General features: G+C 63.5%; 10 protein-coding genes. 6 read left to right on the forward strand and 4 right to left on the reverse strand.

The features are described from left to right. Positions 1 to 167 precede the first annotated feature (167 nt). A complete protein-coding gene (locus tag OX459_RS08645; RefSeq protein WP_289904623.1) occupies positions 168 to 1,004 on the forward strand; it encodes a hypothetical protein in 837 nt (278 codons plus the stop codon). A gap of 14 nt (positions 1,005 to 1,018) precedes the next feature. Beyond that, positions 1,019 to 3,217: an acylase gene (locus OX459_RS08650; RefSeq protein WP_289904624.1), complete on the forward strand. Its 2,199-nt coding sequence runs from the start codon at positions 1,019 to 1,021 to the stop codon at positions 3,215 to 3,217. A gap of 12 nt (positions 3,218 to 3,229) precedes the next feature. On the opposite strand, the gene OX459_RS08655 is transcribed toward OX459_RS08650, so the two are convergent. Then, positions 3,230 to 4,411 carry a PLP-dependent aspartate aminotransferase family protein gene (locus OX459_RS08655; RefSeq protein WP_289904625.1) on the reverse strand — a complete coding sequence of 394 codons (1,182 nt, stop codon included), beginning with the start codon at positions 4,409 to 4,411 and terminating at the stop codon, positions 3,230 to 3,232. Beyond that, the gene (locus OX459_RS08660; RefSeq protein ID WP_289898406.1) at positions 4,408 to 5,787 is read right to left on the reverse strand and encodes a cystathionine beta-synthase; all 1,380 of its coding nucleotides are present in this window, start codon (positions 5,785 to 5,787) and stop codon (positions 4,408 to 4,410) included. The genes OX459_RS08655 and OX459_RS08660 overlap by 4 nt, the downstream gene beginning before the upstream one ends. A gap of 316 nt (positions 5,788 to 6,103) precedes the next feature. Between OX459_RS08660 and OX459_RS08665 the strand changes: the two genes are divergently transcribed. Next, positions 6,104 to 6,652, forward strand: a complete 549-nt coding sequence (locus tag OX459_RS08665) for a thymidine kinase (protein WP_289904627.1) — start codon at positions 6,104 to 6,106, stop codon at positions 6,650 to 6,652. A 126-nt stretch (positions 6,653 to 6,778) separates the two neighbouring features. On the opposite strand, the gene OX459_RS08670 is transcribed toward OX459_RS08665, so the two are convergent. After that, positions 6,779 to 7,051 (reverse strand): DUF2007 domain-containing protein, encoded by a 273-nt coding sequence (locus OX459_RS08670; protein ID WP_070256715.1) that lies wholly within the window; start codon positions 7,049 to 7,051, stop codon positions 6,779 to 6,781. A 51-nt stretch (positions 7,052 to 7,102) separates the two neighbouring features. Then, positions 7,103 to 9,073, reverse strand: a complete 1,971-nt coding sequence (locus OX459_RS08675; RefSeq protein WP_289904630.1) for a methyl-accepting chemotaxis protein — start codon at positions 9,071 to 9,073, stop codon at positions 7,103 to 7,105. 521 nt (positions 9,074 to 9,594) lie between these two features. Here OX459_RS08675 and OX459_RS08680 point away from each other — a divergent pair. The 3 genes from OX459_RS08680 (at position 9,595) to OX459_RS08690 (ending at position 20,975) form a co-directional block, all read left to right on the forward strand. Beyond that, positions 9,595 to 11,862 carry a carboxy terminal-processing peptidase gene (locus OX459_RS08680; RefSeq protein ID WP_099667474.1) on the forward strand — a complete coding sequence of 756 codons (2,268 nt, stop codon included), beginning with the start codon at positions 9,595 to 9,597 and terminating at the stop codon, positions 11,860 to 11,862. Between the two features lie 523 nt (positions 11,863 to 12,385). Beyond that, the gene (locus OX459_RS08685) at positions 12,386 to 14,053 is read left to right on the forward strand and encodes a ShlB/FhaC/HecB family hemolysin secretion/activation protein (protein ID WP_289904632.1); all 1,668 of its coding nucleotides are present in this window, start codon (positions 12,386 to 12,388) and stop codon (positions 14,051 to 14,053) included. 34 nt (positions 14,054 to 14,087) lie between these two features. Next, a complete protein-coding gene (locus OX459_RS08690) occupies positions 14,088 to 20,975 on the forward strand; it encodes a YDG domain-containing protein (RefSeq protein WP_289904634.1) in 6,888 nt (2,295 codons plus the stop codon). Positions 20,976 to 20,992 lie beyond the last annotated feature (17 nt).

The following is a 20,992-nucleotide window of genomic DNA, read 5'->3' on the forward strand; positions in this document are numbered from 1 at the left end:
TAGCTAAATATTGCCAAATGATAAGTTCAGTTGTCTATGAAAGAAAGGGAAAATGCGCTTTTTTCCATTGTGACGGACGATGGCGGACCTCGATCAGCTGGATGGGCGGCGGATGGTGTAGCATTCGTGCCGGCGCGGACCATCGCGCCGCAATATTGAGGACAACCATGAATATCACTATCAATCAGGTGCTGCAGTCGTATATCGACCCGCTCACCGCCAGCGAGTACGCGGCGCTCGAGCGCAGCCTGCTGGCCGAAGGCTGCCGCGATGCGCTGGTGCTGTGGAACGACGTGCTGATCGACGGGCATAACCGCTACGCCATCTGCCGCCAGCACGGCATCGAATTCAAGACCATCCAGAACACCAGCTTTACCTCGCTCGACGATGTCATGCTGTGGATGATCGACAATCACCTGGCGCGCCGCAGCGTGTCGGACTTCCAGCGCGGCGTGCTGGCCCTGCGCAAGAAGGAAATCGTCGCCGCGCGCAGCCCGGCGCCCGTCAGCGCCCAGGATGCGCCGGATGGCGAAAACGCGCCGAAGCCGGCCATGAGCACGCGCGAAGAGGTGGCCAAGGCGGCGAGATTGAGCAGCAACCAGATCAGCCAGATCGAGAAGATCCAGAAGGCGGCGTCGCCGGAACTGGTGGAAGCCGTCCGTTCGGGCACGATTTCCATCAATGCGGCGGCCACCGTGGCATCCCTGCCGCCGGAAGAACAGGTGGCGGCCGTCGCCGGCGGTAAAAAACTGCTGCGCCAGGCGGCCAAGGAAATCCGCGAACAGCGCGCCGCCACGCGCACGCCGCGCGAGCCGAAGGTGCATGTATCGCAGGACACGCCGGAAACGGGCAACGAGCCGTGGGCCGAGAACGCGGCCCAGGCGCCGTCCGAAACGGAACGCCTGCGCGGCGAGATCGCCAGCCTGAAACAGAAGGTGGCGCAGCTGCAGGCGGAAAATGTGGAGTTGAACCAGCGCATCGCGGCCCTGATTGACGCATCCTGATCTGGAGTTTTGGCATGTTACATAGCAGTGCCCTGTTTGCCTCAGTTGCTGTCGCCAGTATTCCCGTGCTGGCCGCACCCGCTGTTTCTGTCAAGGACATGGCCCGCTGGCAGGCGCAGGCGGCCAATGTCAGCATCGCGCGCGACACCTGGGGCGTGCCCCACGTGACGGGCAAGACGGATGCGGATGCCGTGTTTGGCCTGATGTATGCGCAGGCCGAGGACGATTTCCCCCGCGTGGAACTCAATTACATCAACGCCATGGGGCGCCTGGCGGAAGTGGAGGGCGAACGGGAGCTGTACCGCGACCTGCGCATGAAGCTCTTCATCGACCCGCTTGAGCTGCAGGCGCAGTACCGCGCCAGCCCGGCGTGGCTGCGCAAGTTGATGGACGCCTTTGCCGATGGCCTGAACTTTTACCTGGCCACGCATCCGCAGGTCAAACCGCGGCTGATCGCGCATTTCGAGCCATGGATGGCCTTGAGCTTCAGCGAAGGCAGCATCGGCGGCGATATCGAATCGATCAACCTGACGCAGCTCGAAGCGTTTTACGGCCAGCAGGCCAGTCCTGCCGCCGTGGCGCTAGCCAGCATCGAGACCGGGTTGGACCCCGAGCCCAGCGGCTCGAACGGTTTCGCCATCGCGCCCGCCATCACGAAAAATGGCCATGCGCTCTTGATGATCAACCCGCACACCTCGTTCTACTTCCGTCCCGAAGTGCAGGTCACCAGCGGCGAAGGCTTGAACGCGTATGGCGCCGTCACCTGGGGCCAGTTCTTCGTCTACCAGGGTTTTAACGAGCGCCTGGGCTGGATGCACACCTCGGGCGGCGGCGACGTCATCGACGAATACCTGGAAAGCATCGTCGACAAGGACGGCGCCTGGTTCTACCGCTATGACGGCGGCTTGCGCCCCTTGAAAACCGTGCCCATCACCTTGCCCTACAAACTGGCCGATGGCGGCATGGGTTCGAAAACCATCACCGTCCACTACAGCCACCACGGCCCCATCGTGCGTGCGCAGGATGGTAAATGGGTGGCCGTGCGCCTGATGCATGAACCGTTGAAGGCTTTGATGCAGTCGTACACGCGCACCAAGGCGCGCGATTATGCTGCGTTTTATCAAACGATGGAATTGCGCACGAATTCGTCGAACAACACGGTGTATGCGGATGCGGATGGCAATATCGCCTACTTTCACGGCAATTTCATCCCCGTGCGCGACCCGCGCTTCAACTGGAAGCAGCCCGTCGACGGCAGCGACCCGGCCACGGAATGGAAAGGGCTGCATACTGTGGCGCAAACCATCACCCTGTTCAATCCGAAGAATGGCTGGATCCAGAATACGAACAACTGGCCGTATTCGGCGGCTGGCGCCCACAGCCCGCGCCAGAGCGACTATCCCGCCTACATGTCCGTGTATGGCGAAAACGCGCGCGGCCTGCATGCCGTCAAGGTTTTCCAGAACAGGACGGGTTTTACCCTGGACAGCCTGATCGCCGCGTCCTACGACAGCGAACTGACGGCGTTCGAAGCGCTGCTGCCGCCCCTGTTCGCGGCATACGATGCGCTGCCGGCGGGCGACGCGCACAAGCTGGCGCTGGCCGACAAGGTGGCCTTGCTGCGGGCCTGGGACTGGCGCTATGCGCTGGACTCCACCGCCACCTCGCTGGCCGTGTTCTGGGGCCAGGAGCTGGCCGAGCTGGCAGGAAAACAGGCGCGCGAGCAGGGCGTGTCCGTCGTCGATTTCCTGGCGACGGACAAGGTCACGGCGGCGCAGCGGCTGGCTGCGCTGGCGACGGCGGCCGATAAACTGCAGCGCGATTTCGGCAACTGGCAAACGCCGTGGGGGGAGATCAATCGCTTCCAGCGCCTGACGGGCGGCATCGTGCAGCCGTTTGACGATGCGCAAGCCAGCCTGCCCGTGCCTTACGCGTCGGGCAACTGGGGCGCGCTGGCCGCGTATGGACAGAGCAGCAAGAGCACCACGCGCAGGATTTACGGCGAGCGGGGCAACAGCTTTGTGGCGGCCGTGGAATTCGGCCCCCGCATCAAGGCGAAAAGCATCCTCGCTGGCGGCCAGAGCGGCGACCCGGCATCGCCGCACTTCCGGGACCAGGCGGCCATGTATGCGCGCGGCGAATTCAAGGACGTGCTGTTTTATCCCGAGGACGTGGCGAAGCACCTGGAGCGCAGATACCACCCCGGAAAATAGCCGCCGGGCGTATCAAATCGCGTCGAGCGCCGTGCGCAGGTCATGGCGTAAATCCTCGATATCCTCGATCCCCACCGACAGCCGGATCAAGCCATCGCCGATGCCCAGCCTGGCCCGCTGCTCGGCCGGGATGCTGGCATGCGTCATCAGGGCAGGGTGCTCGATCAGGCTTTCCACGCCGCCCAGGCTTTCGGCCAGGGCGAACACCTCGCAGCGTTCGAGGAAGCGCCGCGCGCCCGCCAAATCCGTATCGAGGTCGATCGAGATGATGCCGCCGAAGCCATCCATCTGGCGCTGCGCCAGCGCATGCTGCGGGTGCGATGCCAGGCCCGGATAAAACACCTTGCGCACTTCCTTTTGCTGTTCCAGCCACTGCGCCAGGGCCAGGGCGCTTTCGCAATGGCGCTGCATGCGGATGGCCAGGGTCTTCACGCCGCGCAGGGCCAAAAAGCTGTCGAACGGCCCGGCAATCGCGCCCACGGAGTTTTGCAAAAAGCCCAGCTGCTCGCGCCATTCCGCCTGGCGTTCTTCCGCGCCGACGATGGCGATGCCGCCGATGATGTCCGAGTGGCCGTTCAAATACTTGGTGGTCGAGTGCACGACGATGTCGAAGCCGTGTTCCAGGGGGCGTTGCACCAGCGGGCTGGCAAATGTGTTGTCCGCCACGGCGATGATGCTCCGTTCGCGGCAGATGTCGGCAATCGCGCGCAAATCCGCCAGTTTCAGCATGGGGTTGGTGGGCGTTTCCACCCATACCATCTTCGTTTCCGGGCGCAGCGCGGCCAGCAGGTTTTCCGGATTCGTCAGGTCGACATACGTGAATTCATGACCGGCCGAGCGGCGGCGCACGCGCTCGAACAAGCGGTATGTGCCGCCGTACATGTCGTCGCCGGCGACGATATGGCTGCCCGCATCCAGCAATTCCAGCACGGACGAGATGGCGGCCAGGCCCGAGGCGAAGGCGAAGGCTGCGCTGCCGCCTTCCAGGTCGGCCACGCAGCGCTCCAGCGCCCAGCGCGTGGGATTGTGCGAGCGGCCGTAGTCCAGGCCTTTATGTACGCCGGGGCTGTCCTGCACGAAGGTGGAGGTGGCGTAAATGGGCGGCATGATGGCGCCCGTCGACGGGTCGGGCGACTGGCCGGCGTGGATGACGCGGGTGGCGAGGCGGCTCTTGCGGGGCGTTTGTTGGCTCAAGATAGTGTCCTGCGTAAGTGGTTGAGAAGGTCGAAGCGGGTGATCAGGCCATAGAAGGCGCTGTCGTCGGCGACGACGGCCGTCAAGCCCCGGTCCAGGGTGGCGCGCAGGGCGGGCAAGCCGCTGGACGGTGCCAGGGTTTCGATCTGCGTCGTCATGGTGGCGCCCACCAGCGAGGCGAAATGTGCGGCGTCGCCGGAGACGTGCAGCAGCAAGTCCGATTCGTCGAGGATGCCGACCAATTGGCCGCCGTCGATGACGGGCAGCTGCGCCAGGTCGCTGGCGCGCATGCGGTTGAAGGCCGTGAGCAGGGTGTCGCCCGGCGCCACGCTGACGACGTCGCCCTCGTCGTAGCGGCGTCCGATCAGGTCGCGCAAGTCGCCGGACAAGGCCCGCTGCAACAGGCCCTGGTCGCGCATCCAGCCGTCGTTGTAGACTTTCGACAGGTAGCGCGTCCCCGTATCGCACACGAAGGTGACGACGCGTTTGGGCGTGGTCTGTTCGCGGCAGTACTTGAGCGCGGCGGCCAGCAGGGTGCCCGTTGACGAGCCCCCTAAAATGCCTTCGGCGAGCAGCAGGGCGCGCGCGGAATCAAAGCTTTCCTGGTCGCTGATGGTGTAGGCCTTGGTGACGCTGTCCATGTCGGCAATCGAGGGAATGAAATCTTCGCCGATGCCTTCGACGGCCCACGAGCCGCTCGTGTCCGATACCTTGCCCGTGTCGATGTATTCGGTGAGGATGGAGCCTTGCGGGTCGGCCAGCACGAATTCCAGCTTCGGCTGGGCCTTGCGGAAGTAGCGCGTCAGGCCCGTCAGGGTGCCGGAGGAGCCGACGCCGACGACGATGGCGTCCACGTCATGGCCGCTTTGCTCCCAGATTTCGGGCGCCGTCGTCGTTTCGTGGGCCAGCGGATTGGCGGGATTGTTGAACTGGTCGGCAAAGAAGGCGCCCGGCAGTTCGCGCGCCAGGCGCGCCGCGTAATCCTGGTAGTACTCGGGGTGGCCCTTGCCCACGTCCGAGCGCGTGGTGTGCACTTCGGCGCCCAGGGCTTTCAGGTGCAGTACTTTTTCCGTCGACATCTTGTCGGGCACGACAAGGATTACGCGGTAGCCCTTGATGCGGCCCACCAGCGCCAGGCCGATGCCGGTATTGCCGGCCGTCGCCTCGACGATGGTGCCGCCCGGCTGCAAACGGCCGTCGGCTTCGGCCGCTTCGATGATGGACAGGCCGATGCGGTCCTTGATGGAACCGCCGGGATTTTGCGATTCCAGTTTCAGGAACAGCTGGCACAGGCCCGTGTCGAGCCTGGTCACTTCGACCAGTGGGGTGTTGCCGATCAGCTTGTATAGCGCTGGCGGCTGGGATGGGGATGGCATTCGATCATTCATGGTGGCTCCTGTCAGAGAAACAGCCGCTCCGGATTGTGTCCCGAGCCGCCTTCCGTGCCGCGCAGTGTAGGCGGGTGCACGGGTGCGGCGAACGAATGTTTGCATGCTTGCATATGCGGCTTTCGCATATCAGCAGCAGCGCGGCTACAGCGTGCGCGCTTCGAGTATGCGCCGTTTTTTGCCCGCTTGCCGCGCCAACGGCACGACTATTAAGCTGCCGCAAGCCCGCCATTGCGATTTATAATCACGCCTCGAAAAGGAACTAAACAGTATCCTGAAAACCAGACGAACAGGGCAGGCGGCAGTGGCAAAACTTTATTTCCGGTATTCCGCGATGAACGCGGGCAAGTCGACGGCCTTGTTGCAGGTCGCGCACAACTATGAAGAGCAGGGCCAGCAGGTGCGCCTGTACACGGCCGCCATCGACAGCCGCTACGGCGTGGGAAGGGTCACTTCGCGCCTGGGCCCGCAGCGCCAGGTCGATATCTTCCATGCCGACACGAATTTCCTCGACGCAATTCCCCAGGTCGCTTGCCTGCTGGTTGACGAAGCGCAATTTCTTAGCACGGCACAAGTGCAACAATTGCACCAGCTGGCGCAAGTGAAGGGCGTGCCCGTCATCTGCTACGGCTTGCGCACGGATTTCAAGGGCGAACCGTTCCCCGGCTCGGCCTATCTGCTGGCGCTGGCCGACGATATCGAGGAATTGAAGAATATCTGCATTTGCGGCAAGAAGGCCACGATGAACATCCGTGTGGATGAGCAGGGCCGCCGCATCAAGGAAGGCGAGCAGATCAGTATTGGCGGCAACGAAAGTTACCGCCAGGCTTGTGGGCGCTGTTTCTATGCCTGATTTACAACGCCTAGCAAAACCGTAGCGAGCGGAAGGAAGTTGTGGTTGAGAAGCGCAACTGTACGAAGGTACAGTGAGCATCGCAGACCGCAAATTACGACGCGCAGTAGGTTTTGACAGGTGTTCTTATTCGGCGACGGGCGCGCCCACATCGGCATCATCCGCCAGCGCCAGGTCGCCCCGCTCGAAGGCGGCGAGGATGTCATTCGCGCGCGCCACGTCGTGTTCGCGCACCAGCACGCGGGCGCCGCCGATGGCGGCCGCCAGCAGCATGTCGGCCTGCATGTGCTGGTCATCCGTCAGCAGCACGTCGATGCCGGCGGCGGCCAGGCAGCCGCGGATGACGTGCGCATCCGTGGGGATCATCAGCCGGGCAATTAAAACGTAGTCGTCGTGCATGGTGCCTCCTGGCAAGGTAGATTCATCCCCATCTTAGCACCAGGCTAGCCCTTACAGCTTGAACACGCCTACCACCTGGTTCAGTTCCTGCGCCTGCTCCTGCAAGGCGTCCGCCGCCGCGGCCGCTTCTTCCACCAGGGCCGCGTTCTGCTGGGTCACCTGGTCCATCTGGGCGATGGCCTGGTTGACTTGCTCGATGCCGCTGCGCTGCTCTTCGCTCGCCTGGGCGATTTCGGCCATGATGGTGCTCACTTGCTGCACGCTGGCCACCACCGTGTCCATGGTGGCGCTGGCCTGGCTCACTTGCGCATGGCCCAGGTCCACCGTGCTGGCGGACGCCTGGATCAAATCCTTGATGTCTTTCGCCGCTGCCGTCGAGCGCTGCGCCAGGGTGCGCACTTCCGTGGCGACGACGGCAAAGCCCCGTCCCTGTTCACCGGCGCGCGCCGCTTCCACGGCCGCGTTCAAGGCCAGGATATTCGTCTGGAAGGCGATGCCGTCGATGACGCCGATGATGTCGGCGATCTTGCCCGAGGAGCTGCGGATGGCGTCCATGGTGCTGGCCACTTGCGCCACGGCCGCGCCGCCTTCCGCTGCCAGGCTGGACGAGTCATGCGCCAGTCGGCTTGCCTGTTGCGCGTGATCAACGTTCTGGCGCACGGTGGAGCTCAGTTCTTCCATCGAGGCGGCCGTTTCTTCCAGCGAGCTGGCTTGCTGTTCCGTGCGGCTCGACAAATCCAGGTTGCCGCTGGCGATCTCACCGGACGCCGTGGCGATCTGCCCGGCGCTGCCGCGTACATTGCTGACCACTTGCGACAGGTTGTCGCTGATGCGGTTCATGGCGAGCAGCAGGCGGCCGATTTCGTCCAGGCTGCTGGTATCGAGGTGCACCGTCAGGTCGCCGGCGGCGATTTGCGCGGCGGCCGTTTCGGCGGCGGCCAGCGGGCGCGACACGAGGGTGCGCACCAGCCAGTACAGCAGCAGGGCGAAGACGAGCAGGGCGATGAAGCCGGAAATGGCCAGCTGGTTGCGCATCTGGCGTGCTTCCAGGGTGATTTCGTCCGTGAACGTGCCGCCCGCGATGATCCATTGCCAATCCTTGAATTGACGGTAAAACAGCTGCTTTTCGCGCGCGCTGGCAGCCGTTTCGCCCGGCGCCGTCCACGTATAGCGCATGGCGCCATCCTTTTGCGCCAGCATTTCCTGGATGAACAATCGGCCGTCGCTGGCCTTGAACTCGAGCGCGCTCTTGCCTTCGCTGTTCGGGTGCAGCACCAGGTGGCCGTAATTGGCGCCGGGCGCCGTGTCGACGATATAGATGTAACCCGTCTGGCCGATCTTGACCTGGCGAATCTTCTCTTTCAGCATGGCCAGATTCTTGCTGATATCGAGGCCGATGAACAGCACGCCCACCACCTTGCCGCCCGCATCGCGCACGGGGTCGTATTGCGTGATGTATTGCTTGCCAAACAGGGTTGCCATGCCAACGAAGCGCTGGCCGGCGCGCAGCGGCGCATAGCTGGGATGGTTATGGTCGAGCTGGGTGCCGACGGCCCGTTCGCCATCCTGTTTTTTCAGCGAAGTGCTGATGCGCACGAATTCATCGCCGTTGGCGGCGAAGATGGTGGCGATCACGCCCGTCTGGGCCGTGTAGCGGTCGACCAGGGACGTGTCGAGGTTGAGCACCCTGTTGCCGTTGGCCAGGGCCGGCGTGGCCTTGCCGGCCACGGCCACCATGGCGCCCGTATCGACCGAGAACGGGCCGGGAAATTCGGCCGCGAACAGGCGGGCAAAGCTGGCCGCCTCGTTGACCATGGCGGTATGAAATACTTCCGTGGTCGTCATGACGCTATTGAGTTCGCTGGTGACGGCCGCTTCGGCGCGCTGTTCCAGGGCATTGGAGGTGCGGATGCTGGTCAAGGCCGTCAGGCTGGCGAGGATCAGGCTGACCAGCGCAAACGTGAAAATGGTGATCTTGCCGCCGACACTCCAGTGGCGGGGGGAGAAGGAAATTGTAGGCATAGTGTGAGTCTGGCAAAGGGTAATCAGCTCGGCCATTCCTGGTCATGACATGACACGCGGGGAGGGGATCTGGTGGGGAATGCGCTTGAAACGGAGGCGCGCAGGCTGTCGGGCCGCGCACAGGCAAGCTGAATTTCAGGGCGCGATGATAGCATGTTGCTTGTCTTTTGTTACTAAGTGTTTCCCGCAGGAATCATTTCTTTTGCGTAAAAACATCATCTGCATCAAGGATTGCAAAGACTGGCTATTGACTTTTTTGATTTCAGTAATGAATGTTTCTGTTCGTCACTGGCGGATGATGCGATTTTTGTCACGAATGTTTCACTTTGTAATGAATGACACGCTGCCTTTAATCCGCGTTTAAGCTTCCAGGAAGAAACTGATATTCCATGGGAGACTGCCAGGCCGTATCCTGTAGAATAATATGCAGACCAGTCGTGTATTCCCCTTACTGTCTTGCTGGCTGGCGCATGCCTATCTGCGCCGCCTGGAATTGATTCAACTAATTTTCGGAGAAGCCGATGAAGAAGCAAATGATGCTGGTCACCCTGGTGCTTGCCCTGTCAGCCCACGCTGGCGCAGCCCAGACGGACAAGAGCGCCGCTCCTCCGCTACCCATGAAGCCGCTGGCCCAGCAAACGCAGGCCGCCTTGTGGGCATCGCGCGTATTGACACGCGTCCATTACAAGGCCATGCCGCTCGACGACGCCATGTCGGAGAAAATCTTCGATCGCTACTTCAAGTCCCTGGACGCGGAAAAACTGTTTTTCGTGCAAGCCGACGTCGACCGTTTCGCGCCGCTGCGCACCAAGCTCGATGACGCCATCATCAATGAAGACTTGACGGCGCCGTTTGCCATCTACAACCTATACCAGCAGCGTTTCGACGAGCGCATGGCGTATGCGCGTGAATTGCTGAAAACCAAGTTCGACTTCACGGCCGACGAGAGCTACCAGCTCGACCGCGAAAAGGCTGCCTGGCCGAAGAACGACGAGGAAGTGCGCGACCTGTGGCGCAAGCGCGTCAAGAACGACTGGCTGCGCCTGAAACTGGCGGGCAAGGAAGACAAGGCCATCCGCGAGACCCTGGACAAGCGCTATGAAAGCTACACGACCCGTTCGCGCAAGCTCAACAGCGAAGACGTGTTCCAGATTTTCATGAATTCGTATGCCATGTCGATCGAGCCGCATACCAATTACCTGGGCCCGCGCGCGTCGGACAACTTCGACATCGCCATGCGGCTGTCGCTCGAAGGCATCGGCGCCGTGCTGCAGACGCGCGACGAATACACGGTGGTGCGCGAAGTCGTGCCGGGCAGCCCGGCCGGCCTGTCGGGCAAGCTGAAAGTGGGCGACCGCATCGTCGGCGTGGGGCAGGGCGAAAGCGGCCCCATCACCGAAGTGCTGGGCATGCGCATCGACGACGTGGTGCAGCTGATCCGCGGCGCCAAGGATTCCGTGGTGCGCCTCGACATCCTGCCGGCCGACGCCGGCCCGGACGCCAAGCACGTGGTCTTGCCGCTGGTGCGCAAGAAAATCAGCATGGAAGAGCAGGCGGCGAAGAAATCGATCATCGAAGTGCGCGACAACGGCGTCAAGCGCCGCATCGGCGTTATTTCCCTGCCGACGTTCTACCAGGACTTCGAAGCGCGCCGCCGCGGCGACAAGGACTTCAAAAGCGCCACGCGCGACGTCAGCCGCTTGCTGGCCGAGTTGAAGAAAGACAAGGTCGACAACGTCCTGATCGACTTGCGCAACAACGGCGGCGGTTCGCTGAACGAAGCCGTTGAACTGACGGGCCTGTTCATCGACAAGGGCCCTGTCGTGATGCAGCGCAATGCCGAAGGCAAGGTCGAAGTGGAAAGCGATACGAATGCCGGCCTGGCCTGGGACGGCCCGATGGGCGTGCTGATCAACCGCGGCTCGGCTTCCGCTTCCGAGATTTTCGCCGCCGCCGTGCAGGACTATGGCCGTGGCGTCATCATCGGCGAAGGCAGCTTCGGCAAGGGCACGGTGCAGACCTTGTTCAACCTCGACCGTTTCGGCGGCAGCGAGAAAGCCCGTTTCGGCGAACTGAAAATGACCATCGCCCAGTTCTTCCGCATCAATGGCGGCACCACGCAGTTGCGCGGCGTCACGCCAGACATCAAGCTGCCAGCCATGTCGGACGCGGAAAACTTTGGCGAGTCGAGCTATGACAATGCCCTGCCATGGGTCGCGATCAAGCCGGCGCCCTACATACCGACGGGCGACCTGAAGGAGATCGTGCCGCTGCTGGACAAGAAACATGATGCGCGCGTGGCCAAGGACAAGGATTTCCAGTACTTGCTCGATGACATAGCTCTCGTCGTCAAGCAGCGCAAGGAAAACCAGATTTCGCTCAATGAAACCGTGCGCCGCAAGGAGCGCGATGCCCAGGAAGCGCGCGCCAAGGCCCGTGAAAAACGCCTGATCGCGCAGATTTCGAACCCTGCCGACGACCTGGTGGTGATTCCGGATCCGAAAGACGTGCTGAAGGGCGCGAAAGCGGCCAACAAGACGGCCAAGCAGATCGCCGCCGTGAAGGGCGCCTTGCGCACGGACGACGGCTTGCAGGGTGACGAACGGGCGCTGAGTGCCGAACTGGACGCTGAAACGGCCGCGAAGAGCGCCAAGGATGTGCTGCTGAACGAAGCGGCGCGCATCCTGGCCGACGAAGTGGCGCTGATCAAGGCCGATAGCCGCATGGCGTCGAAGGTCTTGCCATATGGCGCGGACAGCAAGGCGACGCCGGTGACGGCAGCGAAATAAGGCTTGTGGTCGCGTAAGAAGCCGGTTCCTTGCGGAGCCGGCTTTTTTTTGTGCCATCAGTTATCTGTCTGGTGTATTTCTATCATTCCAACAATTAATTGGATTGATATGCCGCGACGCAGCATAATGCACTTGTCTCCTCTATTCTCCTCCAAGAAAATAGATTCAGCCCGCTCCCGCAGCGGGCTTTTTTTGCCTTGCTTTTTGCGTGGCGCCCGCCGCATTCCCCAAGTTCCCTCATCTTCATGCCGCTGCGAGCCGCAAATCCCGACTGAATTTGTCGGGAATCGCTCAGATTTGCTCCGTTATACATTTTCCATTCTTGTTATATTCCCACAAAGAAATTTTCTTTGGCTTTCTGTAATGGCAGCGCGGTCTAGCGCGGCAGCAAAGCGCGTTATCCGCCACGCAGTGCGCCGTCCCATGGCTGCCTGTGCCTGATGCATAGCGCCCGACGCCGGCACCGCATGCTTTTTCCTTTATTCATTCCGTCATGCCGCCAGCGGCGACCGAGAGGCTTATCTTGCGTTGTAAACTTCTTCCCCTGACCCTGCTGCCCTTGCTGGCGCTGATACAGACCGCCTGGGCCGTCGATCCCCCCGGTGCCGGCAGCCAGCTGCAGCAGATTCCCGTGGCGCCCTCGCTGCCGAAAGCGCCGCCTGCCATCCGCGTGCAGCAGGGCAATGTGCCCGCCACCACGGTGGGCGACACGACGCGCATCACCGTGCAGCGCCTGCAGATCACGGCGCCGCCAGTCTTCACCGAGAGCGAACTGGTGGCCGCCTCGGGATTTACTGCGGGAAGCGAGCTGACCCTGGGCGAGTTGCGCGCCATGGCGTCCAACATCGCCAGCTATTACCAGAACCGCGGCTATTTCCTCGCGCAAGCCTATTTGCCCGCGCAAGATATTAAGGATGGCGTCGTCACGATCAGCGTGTTGCCAGGCCAGTATGGCCAGGTGCAACTGCGCAACCAGAGCAATCTGTCCGACGGGCTGGCCGGCACCGTGCTGGCGGGCCTGGACGGGCAGGTGATCGCCACGGCGCCGCTGGAACGCCGCTTGCTGCTGCTGTCGGACTTGCCGGGCGTGCAGGTCAGCTCGACCTTGGCGCCGGGCGCCTCGCTGGGGGCGTCCGACCTGATCGTCGACGTGCAGCCGGGCTCGCGTTTCAACGGCAGCATCGACCTGGACAACCAGGGCAACCGTTACACGGGCCGCAACCGCATCGGCGCCACCCTGAATATCAATGAACTGGCCGGCATCGGCGACGTGGCCACCGTGCGCGCGTTCACCTCGGCCGACGGCCTGAACTATGGCCGCCTGGCCTACCAGGGGCAGGCGGGCTTGCTGCGCCTGGGCGGCGCCTACACCTATATGGACTACAAGCTGGGCAAGGAATTTGCCGTGCTCGACGCCAAGGGCACGGCGAAGATCGCCAGCGCCTACGGCAGTTATCCGCTGCTGCGCTCGCGCAGCAACAACCTGTATGCACAGGTCAGCTATGACGACAAGACCTTCCAGGACCGCACGGAGTCGACGGGTAGCGTCAACGACAAGAAGGCCAAGGTGTGGATGCTGAATCTGAATGGCGACAGCAAGGATGGCTGGGGCGGTGGCGGCGCCAGCACGTATTCGCTGACCTTCACCACGGGCAAGATCGATATCGGGACGCCGGCAACCCTGGCGCTTGACCGCGCGACGGTGAACAGCAATGGCCACTTCAACAAGCTGGCCTTCAACGCGGCGCGCGTGCAAAGCCTGGGCGGCGAGACGAGCTTGTTCGGCACCGTCAGCGGCCAGGCGGCGTCGAAAAATCTCGATGTGTCGGAAAAGATGGGCATCGGCGGCGTGGGCGGCGTGCGCGCCTATCCGGGCGGCGAGGCGTATGGCGACCAGGGCTATGTGCTGAATGTGGAGCTGCGCCAGAACGTGACGGCGTTCACGGCCTTTCCCGGCCAGCTGCAAGTGCTGGCGTTTGCCGACACGGGCACCGTCAAGCTGAACCGCGATGCCTGGAGCGCCGGCGAGAACCGCCGCACCCTGAGCGGCGCGGGCGTGGGCGTGACGTGGACGGGCGCCAACGCGCTCGTGCTGAAGGCGTATTACGCGCACAAGCTGGGCAATGCCAAGGCGACTTCCGCCCCCGATGCGGCAGGACGCTTCTGGTTGCAAGCCGTCAAGTATTTCTAAATTACTACATCAATAAAAACATCAGGACACTGCCATGAACCGCATCTACCGCTCCATCTGGAACCAGGCCACCGGCGCCTACGCCGCCGTTTCCGAAAACGTCAAATCCGCCGGCAAGCGCTCGATGCCGGGCAGCAGCGGGGGCGGCGCGCATTTCGCCCTGACCGGCATGGCGGCGGCGCTGATGCTCGGTTATGGCTCCCTGGCCCTGGCGGGGCCGGCGGGCGGCACGGTGGTGGCGGGCCAGGCTTCCATCAATGGCGCGCCGGGCAATACCGTGATCCAGCAGGGCAGCCAGAACGCCGTCATCAACTGGGCCAGTTTCAATATCGGCAAGGGCGAATCGGTGCAGTTCCAGCAGCCCAACAGCAATGCGGTGGCCCTGAACCGCGTGCTGGGCAGCGACGGCACGACCATCCTGGGCAAGCTGTCGGCCAACGGCAAGGTGTTCATCGTCAACCCGAACGGTGTGCTGTTCGGCCACGGCGCGTCCGTGAACACGGCCGGCCTGGTGGCCTCGACCCTGGATATCAGCAATGCCGACTTCATGGCGGGCAAGTATCAGTTTTCCGGCAATGGCAGCGGCAAAGTCTTGAACCAGGGCAACATCAGCGCGCCGGGCGGCTATGTGGCCTTGTTGGGCGCGAACGTATCGAACGAAGGCACGATCCAGGCACGCCTGGGCTCGGTGGCCCTGGCGGCGGGCCGCGCCATCACGCTGGACGTGGCGGGCGATGGCTTGCTGAACGTGGCGGTGGACCGGGGCGCCGTGGGCGCGCTGGTGAACAACGGCGGCTTGATCCAGGCCGATGGCGGCAGCGTCGTCCTGACGGCGCAGGCGGCGGGCGACTTGCTGAAAACCGTCGTCAACAACACGGGCGTGATCGAGGCGCACAGCATCGACACGCGCGGCGGCACGATCAAGTTGCTGGGCGACATGCAAAGCGGCACGGTGAACGCGGCTGGCACCCTGGACGCCAGCGCGCCTGCGGGCGGCAATGGCGGCTTCATCGACACTTCGGCCGCGCACGTGAAGATCGACGATGCGCTGAAGGTGAGCACGGCCGCGACGAAGGGCGCGACGGGCATGTGGCTGATCGATCCGACCGATTTCACGATCGCGGCCTCGGGCGGCAACCAGACCGGTGCGTTTTACAGCAATGCGCTCAAGTCCAGCAATGTCACCATTGCAACGGTCGCCAGCGGCGGCGCGGCAGGCGATATCCATGTCAACGACACGATCAGCTGGTCGGCCAACAAGCTGACCTTGACGGCGCACAACAATATCAATATCAATGCGCCGCTGCGCGGTTCCGGCACGGCCAGCCTGGCGCTCGAGTATGGCCAACGCGGTGTCGCCGCCGGCAATTTGTCCACCTACAACGTGAAGGCGGAAGTGGACTTGCCATCGGGTAATAACTTCAGCACCAGGCAGGGCACGGATGGCGCAGTCATCAGCTATACGGTGATCAACAGCGTAGGTACTGCTGGCAGCCTGAGCGCAGCCGATTTGCAGGGCATGAATGCTAACCTGGGAGGCAACTATGCACTGGGCCGCCATATCGACGCCAGTGCCACGCTCAACTGGGGCGGTGGCACGGGCTTCGTGCCTATCGGTGGCACAGGCACGCCATTCACGGGCAGGCTTGACGGCCTGGGCCATGACATCACGGGATTGTCTCTCACCCGGCTGACGGACTATGCCGATGTCGGCATGTTTGGCGCCATCGGCGCTACGGGGGTGGTGCGCAACCTCAATCTGGTCAATACCCGGATACAGGCGCCGGAAGGCAAGTACGGGCAGATCCGGATGGGCATGCTGGCGGCAAGAAACGCGGGCTTGATCGATAACGTCAGTGCGTACGGCGAGCTGAAGCTGACGGGGTATATTTACGCGGGCGGCCTGGTGGGCGTGAATGGCGGCGTGATCAACAACAGCCGCAGCAGCGGCAGTATCGAACACACTCCCAATTACGGTGGCGGAGCTGCCGGGCTGGTTGCTGAAAATGAACGTGGCGGCAGCGTCAGCAACAGTAGCAGCAGCATGAAGGTGACCGTAGTCAAGGGGACGGCCGGCGGGCTGGTGCTTGAAAACGCTGGCACCATCGCGAAGAGCTTTGCCACGGGCGACATCGCGGGCGATGTCTTTACGGGCGGCCTGGCGGCATTCACCTCAGGCAATATCAGCGACAGCTATGCGACGGGCAGCGTGACGGGCAGTTCCATCGCCGGCGGATTGGCTGGCCGGCTGGGCGGGATGATCAGCAACAGCTATGCGACCGGCAATGTCTACTCTTCCGGCGATGTGCAGTCCGAGCAGGGTTTTGGCGGCCTCGTCGGTGATGTTTATGCGGGCAGGATCAGCAACAGCTATGCCACTGGCAGCGTCAATGCGGGCAACTATGCGGGCGGCATCGTCGGCCGGAACCGGGGGACTGTGGACAATGTCTATTCCTTCGGCGCGGTCAATGCGCAGCACGATAACCGGGGCGGCATCGTTGGCTACAATGATTTCGGTGGCAACGTGAGCAATGCCTATTACAACACCAGCGCCAACCACGGCCTGACGGGCCTGGGCCAAGGCAATGGCAGAACGAGCAATATCGTCGGCTTGACGGACCTTGCAATGGGTGATCCTGCAAGTTATCCAACATTCAATTTCACGACGACGGCTGGCGCCACGGGCAACAATTGGGTGACGGTGGGATCGAACGGCGGCATGAACGGCAAGGGCGGCACCTTGCCGATGTTCAGCGGCGAGTACTCGACCACCATCAATTCCGCGCACCAGCTGCAACTGATGGCGATGGACAAGACGGCAGCCTATACCCTGGGCAGCAGCTTCAGCGCGGGGGCGACGGCCGGCGGCGATATCTGGCTCGGCAAAGGCTTCGTGCCTGTCGGTGACGCCGCGTCGCCGTTCACGGGCAGCCTCAATGGCGCCGGCCACATCATTTCCGACTTGCGCATCTTCCGGCAGGGGAGCGCTGCAATCGGCCTGATCGGCAGTCTCGGCAAAAATGGCAGTATCTCGGATCTGGGCTTGAGCGACGCCAGGATCACCGGCGGCAGCGATGTGGGCGCGCTCGCCGGCGCGAACGCGGGTAAAATCAGCGGCAGTTTCGTTACCGGCAATGTCACGGGCGATGCGCAGGTCGGCTCCCTCGTGGGCAGCAATACGGGCGAAATTGTCGACAGTTACGCGCTGGGCAGCGCGACGGGCGGCGTGAATGTGGGCGGCCTGGCTGGCGACAGCCGCGGCGGCAGTATCCGTAACAGCTATGCGGCCGTTGCCGTCAGCGGCGCAGCGGGGCTGGGCGGGCTGGCAGGCGGCGCCTCCGCCGCCGATGCCACGGGCAGTTACTGGGATACGCAGATCAGCGGGCAGGCCGGCAGCCAGGGCGGCACGGGCTTGAGTTCGGCCGAGTTGAAAAAACTGGCCAACTACAACGGCAGCAACGGCGCGGGCAGCCCGGCGTGGGACTTGAGCAATACCTGGGTGATTTACGAAGGACAGAGCACGCCATTGCTGCGTTCCTTCCTGACGCCCCTGGTGGTGACGGTGTCGCATAGCAGCAAGGTCTATGATGGCCTCGCCAGCGATCCCGTCACCGTAAGCTATTCCAGGGTGGTCGATCCTTCCCTGCTGCAAGGCTCGTTGACATATGACAATGCGTCCGGCAGCCCGGTCAATGCCGGCAACTATGTGGTGCGGGCCAGCGGCGTGTATTCCACGGCCCAGAATGGCTACCTGATTAGCTATGTCGATGGCGGCGTGACCATTACGCCGCGCCAGATCAGTCTGAATGGCGTTTCGGCGGGCAACAAGGTGTATGACGGCAACACCTCTGCCGTGCTGGCTGGCGGCAGCCTCAGTGGCGTGCTGGGCGATGACGTGGCCAAGCTGAGCTTTTTGCTGTCCGGCGCTTATGCCAGCAAGAATGTCGGCAACAATCTGGCCATTACGGCCAGCGCCACGCTGGGCGGCAGTGCGGCCGGCAACTACACGCTGGCGCCAATCGGCAACTTCAGCGGCGCGATCACCAAGGCCACCATCAGCAGCGTGACGGGCATCAAGGCCGATGACAAGGTCTATGACGGCGGCCTGGGGGCCAGCCTGAGCGGCGCTTCGGCGGTCTTGCACGGCATGGTGAGCGGCGACAGTCTTGCCGTGGTCACTGCCAGAGGCAATTTCGCGGACAAGAATGCGGGCAGCGGCAAAACGGTGTATGTCAGCGATATCATGCTGGCCGGCGCCGACAGCGGCAACTATATCCTGGCCGCCACGGACGCCGTCATCACGGGCACCATCCGGCCCAAGGCGCTGACGCTCGGCGGCGTCGCGGCGCAAGATAAAGTCTACGATGGCAATGCCGACGCGCGCGTTACGGGCGGCGCATTGAGCGGTTTCGTCGGCTCGGAAAACGTGATCTTGTCTGGCCTGAGCGGCTATTTTTCGGACAAGAACGCCGGCAACAGCAAGGCCGTGACGGTGGGCGCCGTGCTGGCCAGCGATACGGGGCTGGCCAGCAACTACACGGTGGCCAACCCGGTCGGCTTGACGGCCAGCATCACGCCCAAGGCCCTGACGGTGACGGGCGCGGTGGCGGGCGACAAGGTCTATGACGGCACGCGCCTGGCCAGCGTCAGCGGCGGCGTGCTGTCCGGCCTGGTGGAAGGCGAACGCCTGGACATCGCAGGGATGGCGGGCAGCTTCGGCGACAAGAACGCGGGCAAGGCCAAGGCGGTGACGGTGACGGGCACGACCCTGGCCGACACGGCCAGCGGCTTGGCCGGCAACTACACGGTAGCCGACCCGAGCGGCTTGACGGCCAGCATCACGCCCAAGGCCTTGACGGTGACGGGCGCGGTGGCGCTCGACAAGGTCTACGATGGCACGCGCCTGGCCAGCGTCAGCGGCGGCGTGCTGTCCGGCCTGGTTGAAGGCGAGCGCCTGGACATCGCCGGCATGACGGCCAGTTTCGGCGACCAGAACGCGGGCAAGGCCAAGGCGGTGACGGTGACGGGCACGGCCCTGGCTGACACGGCCAGCGGCTTGGCCGGCAATTACACGGTGGCCGACCCGAATGGCTTGACGGCCAGCATCACGCCCAAGGCCTTGACGGTGACGGGGTTGGTGGCGGGCGACAAGGTCTACGACGGCACGCGCCAAGCCAGCGTCAGCGGCGGTGTGCTGTCGGGCCTGATCGAAGGCGAACGCCTGGACATCGCCGGGATGATGGCCAGCTTCGGCGACAAGAACGCGGGCAAGGGCAAGGTAGTGACGGTGACGGGCACGACCCTGGCCGACACGGCCAGCGGCTTGGCCGGCAACTACACGGTGGCCAGCCCGGGCGGCTTGACGGCCAGCATCACGCCCAAGGCCTTGACGATAATGGGGGCGGTGGCGGGCGACAAGGTCTATGACGGCACGCGCCTGGCCAGCGTCAGCGGCGGGGTGCTGTCCGGCCTGGTGGAAGGCGAACGCCTGGACATCGCCGGCATGGCGGCCAGCTTCGGCGACAAGAACGCGGGCAAGGCCAAGGCGGTGACGGTGACGGGCACGACCCTGGCCGATACGGCCAGCGGTTTGGCTAGCAACTACACGGTAGCCGACCCGAGCGGCTTGACGGCCAGCATCACGCCCAGGGCCTTGACGGTGACGGGCGCGGTGGCGCTCGACAAGGTCTACGATGGCACGCGCCAGGCCAGCGTCAGCGGCGGTGTGCTGTCCGGCCTGGTCGAAGGCGAACGCCTGGACATCGCCGGGATGACGGCCAGCTTCGGCGACAAGAACGTGGGCAAGGCCAAGGCGGTGAAGGTGACGGGCACGGCTCTGGCCGACACGGCCAGCGGCTTGGCCGGCAATTACACGGTGACCGATCCGAACGGCCTGACGGCCAGCATCACGCCCAAAGCCTTGACGGTGACGGGGGCGGTGGCGCTCGACAAGGTCTACGACGGCACGCGCCAGGCCAGCGTCAGCGGCGGTGTGCTGTCCGGCCTGGTCGAAGGCGAACGCCTGGGCGTGACCGGGATGACGGCCAGCTTCGGCGACAAGAACGCGGGCAAGGCCAAGGCGGTGACGGTGACGGGCACGACCCTGGCCGACACGGCCAGCGGCTTGGCCAGCAATTACACGGTGGCCGACCCGAACGGCTTGACGGCCAGCATCACGCCGGCGGCGCTGACGGTGGGTATCACGGGTGTCAACAAGGTCTACGATGCGAGCGTCGCTGCCAGCGTGAACTGGCGCGACGACCGTCTTGCCGGCGACCAGCTGAGCATCAGCAGCAATGCTGCCCAGTTTGCCGACAAGAATGCGGGACAGGGCAAGACGGTGCGCGTGGATGGCATACGCTTGAGCGGGCTGGACGCCGGCAATTATGTGGTCAACACGGCGGCGTCGGCGCGGGCCGATATTACGCAGGCGAAATTGACCGTGACGGTGAACAATGCCGAGAAAGATCAGGGGCGCCCTAATCCTGTCTTTGACGTCGGCTATGCGGGCTTGCTGGCAGGCGACAGCGTGGCATCGGAACTGCGTGGCGAATTGCTGTTCAGTACGGAGGCTGGCGCGGGTTCGCCGGCCGGCAACTACAAGGTTGCCGCCGCAGGGCAGACGTCGAACAACTATGCGATCGGCTATGTGGCCGGCAGCTTGAAGGTGAAGCCGGCCGAAGCCTTGCGCAATGCGCTGACGGCAGCGGCCGCTTCCGTCGCCGCCGTGCCGTTGGCGGGCAATATGGTGGTTGCTGAACATGCCCATGGTGGCAAAGCGGCGGCCGCGCCAGCCGCGCCTGTCGTGGCCGGCGTGGCCGGCCCGGCATCCCGCCAGGTGCTGCCGGGCTTGCAATTGAGCGTGCTCGACGGCGGCATCCTGTTGCCGGCCGGCATGACCAGCGGCCCGGCCATGCCGTAACAGCCAGGGTCGTGCTT

This window comes from Janthinobacterium sp. SUN026 (genome assembly GCF_030397625.1).
In the GTDB taxonomy this organism is placed as follows: Bacteria; Pseudomonadota; Gammaproteobacteria; order Burkholderiales; family Burkholderiaceae_D; genus Janthinobacterium; species Janthinobacterium kumbetense.

What these genes read in the sequence shown, in the direction of transcription:
- OX459_RS08645 (WP_289904623.1), top strand. Translation starts at nt 168, where the DNA reads ATGAATATCACTATCAATCAGGTGCTGCAGTCGTATATCGACCCGCTC.
- OX459_RS08650 (WP_289904624.1), top strand. Translation starts at nt 1,019, where the DNA reads ATGTTACATAGCAGTGCCCTGTTTGCCTCAGTTGCTGTCGCCAGTATT.
- OX459_RS08660 (WP_289898406.1), bottom strand. Translation starts at nt 5,787, where the DNA reads ATGCCATCCCCATCCCAGCCGCCAGCGCTATACAAGCTGATCGGCAAC.
- OX459_RS08670 (WP_070256715.1), bottom strand. Translation starts at nt 7,051, where the DNA reads ATGCACGACGACTACGTTTTAATTGCCCGGCTGATGATCCCCACGGAT.
- OX459_RS08675 (WP_289904630.1), bottom strand. Translation starts at nt 9,073, where the DNA reads ATGCCTACAATTTCCTTCTCCCCCCGCCACTGGAGTGTCGGCGGCAAG.
- OX459_RS08680 (WP_099667474.1), top strand. Translation starts at nt 9,595, where the DNA reads ATGAAGAAGCAAATGATGCTGGTCACCCTGGTGCTTGCCCTGTCAGCC.
- OX459_RS08690 (WP_289904634.1), top strand. Translation starts at nt 14,088, where the DNA reads ATGAACCGCATCTACCGCTCCATCTGGAACCAGGCCACCGGCGCCTAC.